At 61.1% G+C, this 14922-nt stretch carries 13 protein-coding genes; 4 read left to right on the forward strand and 9 right to left on the reverse strand.

Annotated features, from left to right (window positions below; all coding sequences use genetic code 11):
- Positions 1 to 11 precede the first annotated feature (11 nt).
- The 4 genes from QM007_RS08220 to dapB form a co-directional block, all read right to left on the reverse strand.
- Complete coding sequence (locus QM007_RS08220) at positions 12 to 1727, reverse strand: ribonuclease J (RefSeq protein ID WP_283489509.1); 1716 nt, start codon at positions 1725 to 1727, stop codon at positions 12 to 14.
- Between the two features lie 104 nt (positions 1728 to 1831).
- Entirely contained in the window at positions 1832 to 2764 is a 933-nt protein-coding gene (gene dapA / locus QM007_RS08225) for a 4-hydroxy-tetrahydrodipicolinate synthase (RefSeq protein WP_283489510.1), read from the reverse strand.
- 95 nt (positions 2765 to 2859) lie between these two features.
- A complete protein-coding gene (locus QM007_RS08230) occupies positions 2860 to 3465 on the reverse strand; it encodes a hypothetical protein (protein ID WP_283489511.1) in 606 nt (201 codons plus the stop codon).
- A 3-nt stretch (positions 3466 to 3468) separates the two neighbouring features.
- Positions 3469 to 4224, reverse strand: coding sequence for a 4-hydroxy-tetrahydrodipicolinate reductase (dapB, locus tag QM007_RS08235; protein WP_283489512.1), 756 nt, complete (start codon positions 4222 to 4224; stop codon positions 3469 to 3471).
- Positions 4225 to 4563: 339 nt separating this feature from the next.
- On the opposite strand from dapB, the gene QM007_RS08240 reads away from it, so the two are divergent.
- The gene (locus QM007_RS08240) at positions 4564 to 6522 is read left to right on the forward strand and encodes an acyltransferase family protein (RefSeq protein WP_283489513.1); all 1959 of its coding nucleotides are present in this window, start codon (positions 4564 to 4566) and stop codon (positions 6520 to 6522) included.
- A 58-nt stretch (positions 6523 to 6580) separates the two neighbouring features.
- Here QM007_RS08240 and QM007_RS08245 read toward each other — a convergent pair whose 3' ends face one another.
- The 4 genes from QM007_RS08245 to QM007_RS08260 form a co-directional block, all read right to left on the reverse strand.
- On the reverse strand, positions 6581 to 7912 hold the full coding sequence (locus QM007_RS08245) for a M16 family metallopeptidase (protein WP_283489514.1): 1332 nt from the start codon (positions 7910 to 7912) through the stop codon (positions 6581 to 6583).
- A 111-nt stretch (positions 7913 to 8023) separates the two neighbouring features.
- Entirely contained in the window at positions 8024 to 10252 is a 2229-nt protein-coding gene (locus QM007_RS08250; RefSeq protein ID WP_283489515.1) for a polyribonucleotide nucleotidyltransferase, read from the reverse strand.
- A 232-nt stretch (positions 10253 to 10484) separates the two neighbouring features.
- On the reverse strand, positions 10485 to 10754 hold the full coding sequence (rpsO, locus tag QM007_RS08255) for a 30S ribosomal protein S15 (RefSeq protein WP_135012745.1): 270 nt from the start codon (positions 10752 to 10754) through the stop codon (positions 10485 to 10487).
- Positions 10755 to 11034: 280 nt separating this feature from the next.
- Positions 11035 to 11337 carry a hypothetical protein gene (locus tag QM007_RS08260; protein WP_283489516.1) on the reverse strand — a complete coding sequence of 101 codons (303 nt, stop codon included), beginning with the start codon at positions 11335 to 11337 and terminating at the stop codon, positions 11035 to 11037.
- 361 nt (positions 11338 to 11698) lie between these two features.
- Here QM007_RS08260 and QM007_RS08265 point away from each other — a divergent pair, with 361 nt between their 5' ends.
- From QM007_RS08265 to QM007_RS08275, 3 genes are read left to right on the forward strand one after another with little or no spacing between them, the layout of a single operon-like run.
- Positions 11699 to 12181, forward strand: coding sequence for an S-ribosylhomocysteine lyase (locus QM007_RS08265; protein WP_283489517.1), 483 nt, complete (start codon positions 11699 to 11701; stop codon positions 12179 to 12181).
- Positions 12181 to 12921, forward strand: coding sequence for a 5'-methylthioadenosine/S-adenosylhomocysteine nucleosidase (gene mtnN, locus QM007_RS08270; RefSeq protein ID WP_283489518.1), 741 nt, complete (start codon positions 12181 to 12183; stop codon positions 12919 to 12921). Before QM007_RS08265 ends, mtnN begins: the two co-directional genes overlap by 1 nt.
- A gap of 36 nt (positions 12922 to 12957) precedes the next feature.
- The gene (locus QM007_RS08275; protein WP_283489519.1) at positions 12958 to 13782 is read left to right on the forward strand and encodes an aldo/keto reductase; all 825 of its coding nucleotides are present in this window, start codon (positions 12958 to 12960) and stop codon (positions 13780 to 13782) included.
- A 134-nt stretch (positions 13783 to 13916) separates the two neighbouring features.
- Here the strand turns inward: QM007_RS08275 and QM007_RS08280 are convergent, their stop codons facing one another.
- Complete coding sequence (locus QM007_RS08280; RefSeq protein ID WP_283489520.1) at positions 13917 to 14873, reverse strand: bifunctional riboflavin kinase/FAD synthetase; 957 nt, start codon at positions 14871 to 14873, stop codon at positions 13917 to 13919.
- Positions 14874 to 14922 lie beyond the last annotated feature (49 nt).

Raw genomic sequence — 14922 nt, forward strand, 5'->3', positions numbered from 1 at the left:
CTCAGAGGTTGCTAGTTGCCTTCAGCCTCAGGGGTGTGGGTCTCGATGACCACGGGCACGATCATGGGCTTACGGCGCAGGCGGCGGGCCACCCAGGCACCCATGGTACGGCGGACAATCTGCTGCAGCTGGTGGGTGGTGTGCACTTTCTCGGGGGCCCGGTGCAGGGCGTCCTCGAGGGCTGCGGTGATCTTGGGGGTGATGTCGTCGAAGACGGAGTCGTCTTCGGCGATGCCGCGGGCGTGGATGTCGGGGCCGGTGACCACGCGCTTGGTCGCACGGTCAACCACGGTCACGATGGAAACGAAGCCTTCTTCGCCCAGGACGCGGCGGTCTTTGAGGTCGTCCTCGGTCACGTGGCCCACGGACTTACCATCGACGTAGACGTATTCGCAGGGTACCTGGCCGACGATATCGGCGCGGCCATCGCGCAGGTCAACCACGGTACCGGAGTCACAGATCAGCACGCGGTTGCTCTTCATACCGGTTTCGATAGCGAGCTTGCCAGAAGCTAGCAGGTGGCGGACTTCGCCGTGCACGGGCATGACATTCTTGGGCTGCAGGATGTTGTAGCAGTAGAGCAGCTCACCGGCGGCGGCGTGGCCGGAAACGTGAACCTTAGCGTTGCCCTTGTGGACCACGTTGGCGCCCAGCTTCATCAGGCCGTTGATCACACGGTAGACGGAGGTTTCGTTACCGGGAATCAGGGATGAGGCGAGGATGATGGTATCTCCCTTTTCGACCTGAATCTTGTGGTCGCCGTTAGCCATACGGGAGAGAGCAGCCATGGGCTCACCCTGAGAGCCGGTGCACATCATCACAATCTGCTCGGGGCGGTAGTCGTCGACCTTCTTGAGGTCGACCAGAATACCCTCGGGTACGTTCAGGTAGCCCAGCTTCTCGGCGATGGTCATGTTGCGCACCATAGAGCGGCCCACCAGAACGACCTTGCGGCCGCGCTCGGCGGCGGCGTCGAGCACCTGCTGCACGCGGTGCACATGTGATGAGAAGGAGGCAACGATAACGCGGCGCTTGGCGTCGCGCATGACATTAGATATGACCGGGCCGATGTTCTTTTCGGTGGGGGTGAAGCCGGGAACTTCAGCGTTGGTTGAGTCGGGCAGGAAGAGGTCGATGCCTTCTTCGCCCAGGCGAGCGAAGTGACGCAGGTCGGTGATGCGGCCGTCGAGGGGCAGCTGGTCCATCTTGAAGTCACCGGTGTGCAGAACCTTACCGGCCTTGGTGCGGATGAAGACTGCAAGGGCGTCAGGAATGGAGTGGTTAACGGCTACGAATTCGCATTCAAAGGGGCCGAAACGCTCAACCTGGCCCTCAACGACGTCCATGGTGTAGGGCTTGATGCGGTGTTCCTGCAGCTTTGCCTCGACCAGGGCCAGGGTCAGCTGGGAACCTACCAGGGGAATGTCGGGGCGCAGACGCAGCAGGTAGGGTACAGCGCCGATGTGGTCCTCGTGGCCGTGGGTCAGCACGATGGCCACGATGTCCTGCAGGCGGTCCTTGATGTAGTTGAGGTCGGGCAGAATGAGGTCAACGCCGGGCTGGGACTCTTCGGGGAAGAGCACGCCACAGTCGACAACGAGCAGTTTGCCGTTGATCTCGTAGACGGTCATGTTACGACCGACTTCGCCTAGGCCGCCCAGCGGCACAACGCGCAGGGTATCTTTTTTCAGTTTGGGAGGTAGGTGCGGGCTTTCAACTGTTTGCATAGTTTCTCTTTCGTTCGTTTTTCTTTTTCTGAATACGGGCAAAAGCGGGCCACCCAAAATCGCCGTGATTTTGGGTAGGCCCGCCCGGTACCCGCAGTACGTTTTTACTTGACCAGGGTTGAGGCGATGATAGAGCCTTCAAGGTCGGAGCGCATGAGGGCGACTTCTTCGTCGGTAGCAAGCACGTGCGGCAGGCGCACGGTGGCTGAGTCGAGGATGCCCTGCCAGGTGAGAATCTGCTTGGCAGCGACGCAGCCGGGTACGCGGCTCATAGCGGCGCGGACGATGGGGGCCAGGTCAAGGTGCAGTTTCTGGGCAGTTACCAGGTCACCGGCGACGGTTGCGTCAATGAGCTGGCGGAAGTGTTCGGGGGCTACGTGGGAGGTAACGCCGACGAGGCCGACGGCTCCCATAGCTAGCCAGGGCAGGGTGAGGCCGTCATCGCCTGAGTAATAGTCCAGGTCGGTGGTTTCCATGACCTCGGTGGCAGCGGTGAAGTCGGCCTTGGCGTCCTTGACTGCCACGATGTTTTCGTGGTCTGCCAGGGCACGGTAGACGGCCGGGGTGATGGGGATACCGGCGCGGCCGGGGATGTCGTAGAGCAAGACTGGGGTCTTGACGGCATCAGCGACAGTGCGGAAGTGGGCTTCTAGGCCGGTCTGGGTGGGCTTGTTGTAGTAGGGGGTGACCACGAGCAGGCCGTCTACGCCTACAGCTTCGGCGCGGGAGGCCAGGTGCAGGGTGTGGGCGGTGTCATTGGAGCCTACACCAGCTACAATTTTGGTGCGGTCGCCCACGGCTTCCTTGACAATGCGGAAGACCTTTTCGTTTTCCTCATCGGTCATGGTGGAGTATTCGCCGGTGGTACCGCAGACGATGAGACCGTCGTGGCCGCGGTCAACCAGGTTGGTGGCGAGCGCGGCGGTTGCCTGCTCGTCGACCTCTCCCTGTGCGGTGAAGGGGGTGACCATGGCGGTGAGCAGGCGCCCGAAGATGGGTTCTGCTGTGGTTGGGGTGTGCTGTACGGTCTCAGACATATCTACTACGTTACCTTATCTAGCTGGGCGGGGTGGGGTGAGTTTGCTTAAAGGTTGGCGCTCATCCGGGGCGGGCGCCGCTAAGCAGCATGGTTTTAGATGGTGACTTGGGTGGGGGTTTCGCCTCGGTGCAGGGCTATGGCGGTGCGCATGGCTTTGCGGGCGCGTTTTCGGTCGCCGGAGGCGTCGTAGGCCAGGGAGAGACGGAACCAGTTTTTCCAGCTGGTGGGATCTTTCTCGGTGGATGTGGCGTAGTGGGTGAACTGTGCGTCGGCTGCTGCGCGGTCGATGCGGCCTGCTTCGGTGCGGGGCAGGGTATCTTCGGGTAGCTCCCCCGCTGCGGCGAGTTCCTGCCCCAGGGCTTGGGTGCGGGAGCCGAAGATGATTTCGCGGACCATGGCCCACGCACCCAGGACAGGTAGGACGATGAGAGCCCCACCCAGCAGGGCGCCTAGTGCCCCCGCGTTCTGCAGGAAGATGAAACCTCTTTGGGCTGTGAGCACCAGGTAGAGGCTGAGGGCTACCGTCACCAGGGCGGCGAAGGCTTTGCCTCGCCCACCGGCGTCCACCGCAATGAAGACCGCGCAGAACACGCCTACTGCCAGCAGGAAGAGGCGGGTACCCAGGGGTAGGGGCAAAATCAGTACGGTGAGGACGGCCAGGGCAATAGCTCCGGCGGTGAAGGCGCGCAGCGAGGTCATGGTTTAGTCCAGGTTGAGGTAGCGGTCAAGGCCTACGGTCAGGCCGGGGTGCTGTTCGACCTGGCGGACGCCTAGCAGGACGCCGGGCATGAAGCTGGTGCGGTCAAAGGAGTCGTGGCGGATGACCAGCTGCTGGCCGGCGTCACCGAGCAGAATTTCCTGGTGGGCGGTGAGGCCGCGCAGTCGGACGGCGTGTACGTTGACGCCGGCAACCTTAGCTCCGCGGGAGCCGCCCTCATCGGTTTCGGTGGCATCGGGTGAGGCAGGCACCCCGGCCTCAGCCCGGGCAGCAGCAATTTTTTGGGCGGTGTGGACGGCAGTGCCCGAGGGCGCATCCACCTTGTTGGGGTGGTGCATTTCGATGACTTCTACTGACTCGAAGAACTTTGCTGCCTTAGTGGCAAATTCGGTAGCCAGGATGGAGCCGATGGCGAAGTTGGGGGCGATGAGTACGCCCACCCGGGGGTGATTGGCAAGTAGGGCTTCGAGGGAGGCTAGGCGCTCTTCGTTCCAGCCGGTTGTGCCGACCACCGAGTGAATACCATGTTCAACGGCAAAGCGTACGTTGGCTTCGGTGGCGGAGGGGACGGTCAGGTCGATCATGACGTCCGCGCCGTACTCGACTAAGAGATCTAGGGAGTCTCCGTTGCCTAGGGCGGCTACCAGGTCCATGTCTTCTGCGGTGTTGACGGCTTTGACCGCTTCTGAGCCCATACGTCCTGCGGCGCCGACAACAGCTACCTTCCAAATTTTGCTCATGCCTCTATATACCCCTTTAGTACGTTGATGTTGCGGGTGCCGGATGGCACCTAGCAGTACTCGCTCACACGCATAGCACCGGCTGGCGCAGGTATCGCATCAACAAGCCATATCACACTACTCTAGCGAACGGGGTAGCCCCACTGCACACCCTGCCGTGCCCAAGCGTCCTTTCACCTGCGCTAATACCCGAAAGTAGGCGGGGGTATTTCAGCATCCGAAACCGGCTTTGGCCCGCTGAGTTCTAAAAGACCCGGCGGGTGCGACACAAGAAAACCCGGCCAGCTCTTACACTAGAAAGGTGCGCCTGCACCCCCAGCTCACCGACCCGAGGGAACTATGAAAGACGATCACGTTTTTTACTCTGCCGTGCACCCCCATGAGGGGCAGCGACGCTTCGTCTTGCGCGGTCTTGACGGCGTACGCGCTATCGCGGTGCTGCTGGTGCTGGTGTACCACTTCTGGCCCCAGTACCTGCCCGGGGGCATGATTGGCGTTGATATTTTCTTCGTTATCTCAGGTTACCTGATTACTGCCCTATTACTGCGCGAGGGTGCCTACACCGGCAAGATGGATATCGTTTCTTTCTGGGTGCGACGTCTGCGCCGCCTGGTACCGGCTTTTGCCCTGCTGACGCTGGTTGTAGGTTCTTTAGCTTTGCTGGCGGGCGGTGATGCCCAGGTCGGTCTGGGCCGCCAGATTCTCGGTGCTTTTACCTATTCGTCGAACTGGCTGCTGATCTGGGCCGGTAACGACTATTTCACGCAAACCTCCCCTGAGCTCATGACCAATTTCTGGTCGCTGGCAGTTGAAGAGCAGTTCTACCTGTTCTGGCCTGTGGTGATGGTCTTTGTCTTTATGTTTACCGCTAAGTGGTGGCAGCGGGCTCTGGCTCCTGGCGCTCTGGGGGCCCTGTCGCTGCTGGCTGCGGTCGTGCTGGGCCTGTTGGGTGCTTCCACCACCCGCCTCTACTACGGCACCGATACCCACCTCTACGGCCTGATGCTGGGCGTCCTGCTGGCCATGATGATTCCCTGGTCCATGTACCCGCCCATTGATGACCGTCTCTACCCCGTGGTCGGCTACGGCAACGGTATCTGGGGCTGGCTGCGCCAGCTGGTCGGCTGGGCGAGCCTGGCCGCCGTTCTGCCCTTCGCCTTGACCCTTTCAGACCACAGCTCCTGGCTCATGCCCTGGGGCCTGCTGGTGGGGTCTCTTTTGGGTATGGGCATGATTCAGGCTCTGCTTCCGGACGTCCGTGGCGGCACCTCCGGGCTCTTTCGGGGCTTGCTATCCCTAGCTCCCCTGCGTTGGATCGGCCAGCGATCCTACGGCATCTACCTGTGGCACTGGCCCCTGATGGTACTGGCCCACTACAACTTCGGCACGGCACGCTCCCCCTGGGTCAATGTCGGCGTGCTGCTCCTGACCCTGATTGTCGCGGGCCTGTCCTACATGTATGTGGAACAGCCCGTGCGCCAGCTGGGCTTCCGCGGGGCACTATCAGCCTGGTTCTCAGCCATGGTGGCACCGACGGGCCGGGCCCTACCGGTCGGCGCAGCCGTCCTTGCCGGTGTAACCCTCATTGCCACCGTTTTGGCTGTACGCACCGCACCGGCTATGACTGAAGCTGAAGCTGTGGTGGCTGCCGGTGCCAACTATGCGCAGGCATCCGCCCCGGTGCCCCAACCCAGCAGCGCATCTGCCGCCCCTACCGCTTCAGCCGACCCCAGCGCCTCAGCTGAACCGGCGGAAAGCGCCAGCCCCTCCCCTAATTCATCCACCGCACCGTCCGCCGCCGTTGATGGTTCCCAGGTGACGATTGTGGGCGACTCCGTTACCCTGGCGTCCTCTATTGCCCTGGGCGAGGCTATGCCCCAGGCCCTGGTCAACGCCGAGGTCTCCCGCACAAGCTCTGCGGCTCTCCCCGTTGTTGAGCAGCTCCTAGGTTCGGGGCAAATGCGCGAAGTACTAGTGTTCTCGGTGACCGCTAACTCCACTTTTACGTTCGACCAGCTAGAGCAACTCAAGGCTTCGGTGTCGCCGAATGGTGAACGCAAGATTGTGCTGGTGACTGGCGTGGGCCCAGCGAACCTGACCTGGATTGAGCCGTCCAACCAGGTGATTCGCGAGTTTGCGGCGCAGAACCCCGGCACGGTCTTTATCGCTGACTGGCAGGCCGCTACCAAGGGCCACCCGGAGTACCTAGTCTCTGACGGCGTGCACCCCATGGGTGAAGGTATCGTGGCTTACGCCCAAACGGTGAAGGACGCGGTGGCGAAGGCCCTCAACAAATAAGGCGCGACCAACATACAGCAGGGGCACCCGCTATTTCGGCGGGTGCCCCTGCTGTTTTTTACTTGACGATAGTGGTAACCCACTCTTGGCTGGCCAGATAGCGGGCCAGGTCGTGCACCTGATCTAGCGTCACCGACCGCACTCCCTCTAGGAGTTCGTCGATGGAGAGGAACTTACCCGAGTCCAGTTCTGCTCGACCCAGGCGGCTCATGCGGGAGCCAGCGTCCTCACTGCCCAGTACAGTGGAGCCGCCCAGTTGCCCAACGACCTTCTCAAGTTCTTCTTGCGTGATACCGTCACGCACAAAATCGTCGAAGGTAGAGCGCATGAGCTCGGTAACCTGCTCGGCCTTGGCAGGAAGGCAACCGGCGTACATGCCAAAGTAGCCAGCGTCTGAGTAAGAGCCGGTGAAGGAGAACGTGGAGTAGGCTAGGCCGCGCTTTTCTCGGATTTCCTGGAAGAGACGGGAGGACATTCCCCCGCCCAGGGCGGAGTTGAGCACGCTCATGGCGTAGCGGCGCTCGTCCCCTGCGATCAGGCCGGGGCAGCCCATGACGATGTTGGTCTGCTCAAAGCCCTTTTCGAGGGTTTTTTCGCGGGCACCGGGCACGATGTCGCTCTGGTGGCGGATGCGGCGCGGGGCCGGTAGGGCACCTTCGGCGAGGTCCCAGCCGCGGTTGGACAGGGAGTCGAGGACCAGGTTGACGATTTCGGAGTGGTTGAGGCTGCCAGCTGCTGAGATAACCAGGCGGTCGGGGGTGTAGAACTTTTTGTAGTGTTCCCACACTTTATCGCGGGCGACATCAGTGATTTCCTGCGGGGTGCCGCCGATAGGGCGGCCCAGCGGGTTACTGCCCATGAGCTGTTCGATGAAGGACTCGAAGGCGACGTCGGTGGGGTCGTCCTGGTCCATGGCGATTTCTTCGAGAATGACTCCACGTTCTTGTTCCAGCAGGGCAGGGTCGAGCTTGGCACCGGTGACCATGTCGGCGATGACGTCGATAGCCATGGGGGTGTCTTCGTCGAGCACGCGGGCATAGTAGCAGGTGTGCTCTTTGGCGGTGAGGGCGTTGGATTCGCCGCCCACCCGGTCGAAGGCGTGGGCGATGTCGAGGGCGCTGCGGCTTTCGGTGCCCTTGAAGAGCAGGTGTTCGAGGAAGTGGGTGGAGCCTAGCATGCCGGGTTGCTCGTCGCGGGAGCCTACCCCTACCCAGAAGCCGATGGAAACACTGCGTTGGGAGGGCATGCGTTCGGTAATGACGCGGACGCCGCCCGGCAGCACGGAACGGCGCACTTTGTTGCCTCCCCCACCGGCATAGATCAGGCGGCCGACGCGGTAGTTGAGCTCGTCGGTGAGGTCAGCGGTTTCAAGGGGTAGAAGGACGGGCATATTAGTCAGGTCTTTCTGCTGTAAAAGTATGTAGTGAGATATGTAGAGGGGGCAGACACTCGGTGTCTGCCCCCTCTGTTGTCTTCACGCGGTGGAAGCTACGGAGCGGTATTACTCTTCGTCGCTGCTCTCTTCACCTTCGGCTACGACGGGTACCAGTGACAGCTTGCCGCGGTCGTCGATCTTGGAGATCTCTACCTGGACCTTCTGGCCTACGCCGACGACGTCCTCGACGTCATCTACGCGCTTGCCGTCGTTGAGCTTGCGCAGCTCGGAGATGTGCAGCAGGCCGTCCTTACCGGGGGTTAGCGAAACGAAAGCACCAAATGTGGTGGTCTTCACGACGGTACCCAGGTAGCGTTCGCCGACCTCAGGAACCTGCGGGTTAGCAATCGCATTGATTGCTGCGCGGGCTGCCTCTGCGGAAGGGCCGTCGGTAGCGCCGATGTAGACGGTGCCGTCGTCCTCGATGGAGATGTCGGTGCCGGTGTCTTCCTGGATCTGGTTGATCATCTTACCCTTGGGGCCGATGACCTCACCGATCTTGGCGACGGGAACCTGGACGGAGATGACGCGGGGTGCGTAGTCGCTCATCTCGTCGGGCGCGTCGATAGCTGCGTTGATGACTTCGAGGATGTGCAGGCGGGCTTCACGGGCCTGGGTCAGGGCACCGGCCAGAACGGAGGCGGGGATGCCGTCGAGCTTGGTGTCCAGCTGGATAGCGGTCACGAACTCGGAGGTACCTGCGACCTTGAAGTCCATATCGCCCAAAGCGTCCTCAGCACCGAGAATGTCGGTCAGGGCTGCGTAGCGGGTTTCGCCGTTGACCTCGTCGGAGACAAGACCCATGGCGATACCGGCGACGGGGGCGCGCAGGGGCACACCGGCGTTCAGCAGGGAGAGGGTTGAGGCACATACGGAGCCCATGGAGGTTGAACCGTTAGAGCCCAGGGCCTCAGAGACCTGGCGGATTGCGTAGGGGAATTCCTCGCGGGAGGGCAGGATCGGGGTGATTGCGCGCTCGGCGAGAGCACCGTGACCGATTTCGCGACGCTTGGGTGAGCCAACGCGGCCGGTTTCACCGGTTGAGTAGGGCGGGAAGTTGTAGTGGTGGATGTAGCGCTTGGACTTGACCGGGTAGAGAGAGTCCAGCTGCTGCTCCATCTTGAGCATGTTGAGGGTGGTGACGCCCATGATCTGGGTTTCGCCACGCTCGAAGATAGCGGAGCCGTGGACGCGGGGCAGAACCTCAACCTCAGCGGTGAGCTGGCGGATGTCGGTCAGGCCGCGGCCGTCAATACGAACCTGGTCGGTGAGGATGCGCTGACGCACAACGTGCTTGGTCAGGGCGTTGAAGGCTGCGTTAACTTCGTCTTCGCGGCCCTCGAATTCCTTGCCTTCTGCGGCCAGGGTTTCAACGATTTCCTGCTGCAGGTCAGCGGACGCGGTTTCGCGGTCCTGCTTACCGGCGATGGAGTAGACCTCAACGATCTTGGGTTCAAAAGCCTTGACGGCTTCGTCGATTTCTGCGGCACGCTCACCGAAGATGGGCAGTTCCAGGGCGGGCTTACCAGCTCGCTCGGCTAGGTCAGCCTGGGCCTTACAGAGGGCAGCGATGAAGGGCTTGGCAGCTTCGAGGCCTTCAGCAACAACTTCTTCGGTCGGTGCGGTGGCGCCATCTTCCTTGATGAGCTTCCAGGAATTATCGGTAGCTTCTGCCTCAACCATCATGATGGCAACGTCTTCGGTACCGTCAGCCTTGGTCACAACGCGACCGGCTACAGCCATGTCGAAGACAGCGTTTTCAAGCTGGGAGTGCTTGGGGAAGGCAACCCACTGGCCGTCGATTAGGGCGACGCGGACGCCGCCAACGGGGCCAGCGAAGGGGGCACCTGACAGGGTGGTGGAGCAGGATGCTGCGTTGATTGCGACGGTATTGTAGATTTCGTCGGGCTCGATAGTGAGCACGGTGACAACAACCTGCACCTCGTTGCGGATGCCCTTCTTGAAGGCAGGACGCAGGGGGCGGTCAATCAGTCGCGCAGCCAGGATCGCTTCGGTTGAGGGGCGGCCTTCACGGCGGAAGAAGGAGCCGGGGATTTTGCCGGCTGCGTACATGCGCTCTTCAACATCTACGGTCAGGGGGAAGAAGTCGAAGCCGTCACGGGGGCTCTTGCCAATTGCGGTGGCGGAGAGCAGGGTGGTGTCGTCGTCGATGGTGACCAGGGCAGAGCCTGCGGCCTGCTTGGCCAGGCGGCCGGTTTCGAAGCGTACTACGCGCTTACCGAACTTGCCGTTGTCGATGATTGCTTCTGCAAACTGAATTTCGGGACCTTCCAAGGTTCCTCCATTTCTCTTGTCTGCGCCGCGCCTTCGGTCATCGATTGAGGCTCACAGACCTGGCCTGTGGGGCTTTCTGTAAACCGCTACCGAGGACCGTCAAAGCACGCGGCGACTTAGTTCTATCTGGGGTGGTAGGTGTGGGTGAGGGCGTCACCGTCAGCTACGGGCTCCCGGCAAGGCAGCCGGATGCGTAGCTTGGGGTGTCGCCCTCACGCTCACAAACCTGGTGTTATCGGCGGATACCGAGACGCTCGATGAGGGCGCGGTAACGCTCGATGTCGACGCTCTTGAGGTAGCCGAGCAGGTTGCGGCGGCGACCAACGAGAATCATCAGACCACGACGTGAGTGGTGGTCGTGCTTGTGGAACTTGAGGTGTTCGGTCAGGTCGGTGATACGACGAGTCAGAACTGCAACCTGAACCTCGGGTGAACCGGTGTCACCTTCGTGGGTTGCGTATTCCTTCATGATTTCCTGCTTGATCTTGGGATCAAGAGCCATGGGTTAACTCCTAGAGTTAGTGCCGTGTGCGGCCCGGTCAACATTTTTGCTGCCGGGTGGAGGGCCAAGGACGCCGGTGGCGGCTTGGCTGCTGCAGGTAACTGCCACGGACTGCAGTCATATGCATAGTCAACTCTACAGCACAAGCTAGCCACCGGGAAGAGAGAGCCCGGTGGTAGCTTGCTCACCTGCTTCGCTCTATTAGCCGCGCCCGCAACAGCAGTTTGTACCGCGTGCGGCCCATTTTTGGTACCGTTTGTGGGCAGGGCGTGGTACAAAACTATTTCTTTTCCCGCCCGAAGGCCAGCGAGGCGAGCGCGGTAGCGCCGGTGACCGTGCAGACGGCGGGCCAGGGGCCAATTTTCTTGTGCAGGGCGTGGGAGTAACCGAAGGCCCCTAGGTAGACGGCGGTGAGAGCGGCAGCGGTGCCGGTTCCGGTGTTCTTCTTCCAGCCAGCAAAGGCTGCGGCACCGCCAGCGGCTAGGGCTACACCGCCGAGGGCACGGACCTTGGTCACACGGGCGACCTTGTAACCGCCCATGAGGCCGGCTGAGGCAGCAGCGGTGGGAATCAGTACGTTCATGGTTTACACTCCACAATCTTCTTGGGTTTCTTGAGCAGGTGAAGCAGGCTCACAGCAAAGCTGTTGGCTCGATGGAGTGAGCGGGTGCGTCAGCACACAAGAGCGAACAGAATCCGCCGCAAGGCGGGGCGTGAATCGTCGGTGATGAGCACCGAGATTCCGAGCGCGCGAGGAAAATAAATCTCGGTGCGAATCTGGCGAGCTTGCGAGCCAGCTAGCGAACCAGACGAGAGGGTCGACAGCGAGCGTGAGCCTGTGCAACCTGCGGTGCACGAGCCTGCATGACCTGCCGAATATGCCTACAGTGAGTAGATTACTCCGTAGCTAGCGCTTGTGCCCTGAGCCTGGGAGAATAGTAAGCATGCAAATCACTGAGAATTTTGAGAAGCAGAAGACAAACGTTGAGTCTTTCGACCTGGATCATACCGCTGTGGCGGCACCCTACGTGCGTGTAGCTGACCGCAAGACCTTGCCGGGCGGGGACGTCCTGATTAAGTACGATGTGCGTTTCACCCAGCCGAATAAGGGACACCTGGGCATGAAAGCTGTGCACTCCATTGAGCACATGACGGCCCATCACATGCGTAACCACACCGACGCTCTCATCGACTTCTCCCCCATGGGCTGCCAGACCGGTTTCTACGCCCTGACACTGGGTCTTGAGCCTGCCAATTTCATGCAGGTTCTTGAAGCTACCATGAATGATCTGCTGGAGGCCGATGAGGTTCCGGCAGCAAACGAGGTGCAGTGTGGCTGGGGCGCTAACCACTCCTTGGAAGAGGCCCAGGCTGCGGTTCGTGCTTTTGTGGAGAAGAAGGACGAGTGGGAGCAGGTGATGGCCTAATGTCAGCTTTTGCGCTCCCTGCTGGCTTTGAGAATGCCGCTATCGTACAGGTAGCCATGGATGAAGAAGCCGCCCCCTTCCTGAGCAAAACCGAACCCGTCGGTGAGGGCTATGCCCTGGGTGAGGCGGTCTTCTACCCCCGGGTACTGAAAACTGATTTTGATGAGATCACCATTCTGCTGGTGCGCTCCAAGATTGGCCTGGTCAATGCCGCTAGCGCCCTGACTGCTGCCCTAGCCCTGGTGCCCACCCCGCGCGTCATTGTGTCTGCCGGTACCGCTGGCGGCCTGCGTGCCGATGTGAATGTGGGCGACCTGGCTATCGGCACCGACTACACCTACACGGACGCGGATGCCACCGCCTTCGGCTACGAGTTCGGGCAGGTTCCCGGCATGCCCGCAACCTACGCCACCGATTCGGCACTGGTTGAGAAGGCCCGCGCTGCCGCAGCGGCCTACACCGGTGAGGGCATCCCCCTCTTTGGGCAGATGTTGGCCGGCGGTTCCTTCGTGACCGCCCACAATGTCAAAGACACCCGCCAGATCTTCCCCCAGGCACTGTCTACCGACATGGAAACCACATCCCTGGCCCAGATTAGCTCCAGTCGTTCCCTGCCCTTCATTGCGGTGCGCGGTATCTCTGACCTCTGCGGCCCGGCAGCCGACCAGGACTTCCACATGGACGCCCCCATCGTGGCCGAGCGGAGCGCCACCCTGGTGCTCGACCTGATCAGCCGCTAACAGGCGTCCGCGCCACTCCATCTGAGAGGAAAACCAATGCAAAACCATACCCTGCGCGACGGCACTTCAATCCCACCCCTGGGCCTCGGCACATACCCGCTCAACAATGTTGAAGCCGAAGTTGCTGTCTCTGAAGCCATCGCCCGCGGCTACCGCCTGATCGACACAGCGGTGAACTACGAGAACGAAGTCGGTGTTGCCCGCGGCGTGCTACGCTCAGGCACCCCGCGCGAAGAAATTTTTGTACAGTCCAAGCTACCCGGCCGCAACCACGGCTACGATGCCGCCCTGCGCTCCCTCGAAGGCAGCCTCAGCCGCATGGGCTTGGACTACCTGGATGCCTACCTAATCCACTGGCCTAACCCCTCCCAGGGCCTCTACGTCGACACCTGGCGAGCTTTGATTAAGGCCCAGGAAGAAGGGCTGGTCAAGTCCATTGGCGTCTCCAACTTCCTACCCGAACATATCGACCGTCTGATTGAAGAAACCGGGGTCACCCCCGCCATCAACCAGATTGAGCTGCACCCCTACTCCCAAAAGCAGGACTGGGCCGCCTACAACTTCGACCACGCCATTTTGACCCAGTGCTGGTCACCCCTGGGTCGCAAGACCGACCTGGTTAAGGACGCGGCCCTCGAAACTATCGCCGCTGAGGCCGGCAAGACCGTAGCGCAGGTTATCCTGCGCTGGGAGGTCCAGAAGAACCTGGTTCCCCTGCCCAAGAGTTCTCAGGCCCTGCGCATGGAAGAGAACCTGGCGGTCTTCGACTGGGAGCTCACCGAGGAGCAGGTCACCCGTATTGATGCGCTCGAAGCAGGCGTGGGCCGCGGGTTTGACCCGAATACTCACGAAGAGATGTAGGAAGAGACGGAGGAGGGGCAGCAGCTTCGCTGTGAGCCTGCCGCCCTTCCCACATTTCCCGCAAGAGCAAGGATCCCACATAAAGAAGTTCCCGGAATAAGAGTTCTTATTCCGGGAACTTTTCTATGTGCGCTCTAGCTAATACCTAGGATGGTTTTGGCCTTTTCGACGTCGGCGTGCATCTGCTCAATCAGTGCCTCGACGCCGATGTAGGCGACCATGCCGCGCAGGTAATCCACGAATTCTAGGGTGACGTGCTGCCCGTAGAGGTTGAAGTCTTCGACCTTCTCATCAGGGCGGCCGATTACGTGGGCTTCGACCTGGCGGGTGGTGATGCCTTCAAAGGTGGGGTTGGTGCCCACCGAAACGGCAACGGGGTGGCGGGTTCCGGTCTCGTCAATCAGCCAGCCTGCGTACACGCCGTCACCGGGTACGAGGCCGACGGAGTCGACGTCCATGTTGGCTGTGGGGAAACCGAGTTCGCGGCCGCGGGCAGCACCGTGCACGACTTCGCCGCTCATGTAGTGGTTGCGCCCCAGAATAGCGGCGGCGTCGCGCACCCGCCCTTCGGCGAGTAACTGCCGGATAGAAGTCGATGAGCAGCGGCGGTCGTCGTGGGCGAGCAGGTCTTCAACCACTAGCACTTCAAAACCGTACTTGTGGCCAAGCTCTTTCATGGTGTTAAGGTCACCGGAGTTCTTGGTGCCAAAGCGCACGTCATCACCAATAACCACAAATTTGGCCTTGAGAGCATCAACGAAAGTACGTTTGACAAATTCTTCGGGGGTTTGGGCGGCAAAGGCAAGATTGTAGTGCAGGAGCAGGTAGTAGTCGACGCCGAGGTCGGCAAGAATCTGCTGGCGGCCGTCCTGCCCCATAATCTCGATGTGCACCCCGGCTGGCCCGTGGACACGGGCAGGGTGGGGATCGAAGGACACAGCAACGGAGGATAGCCTGTGTACCCGGGCAGTATTGACCAGGGTGGAGAGCACTTTTTGGTGGCCGATGTGTACGCCATCGAAGTTGCCGATGGTGACCACGGTGGGGCCGAAGTCGGCGGGGATCTGGGCGAGATCGGTAAAGCGCTTCACGGTGCTCCTCGGTTGGGTTGCTTCGTGTCTATACTACGCGTATTTGGGG

This window comes from Rothia sp. SD9660Na, from assembly GCF_030064065.1.
Taxonomy (GTDB): Bacteria; Actinomycetota; Actinomycetes; order Actinomycetales; family Micrococcaceae; genus Rothia.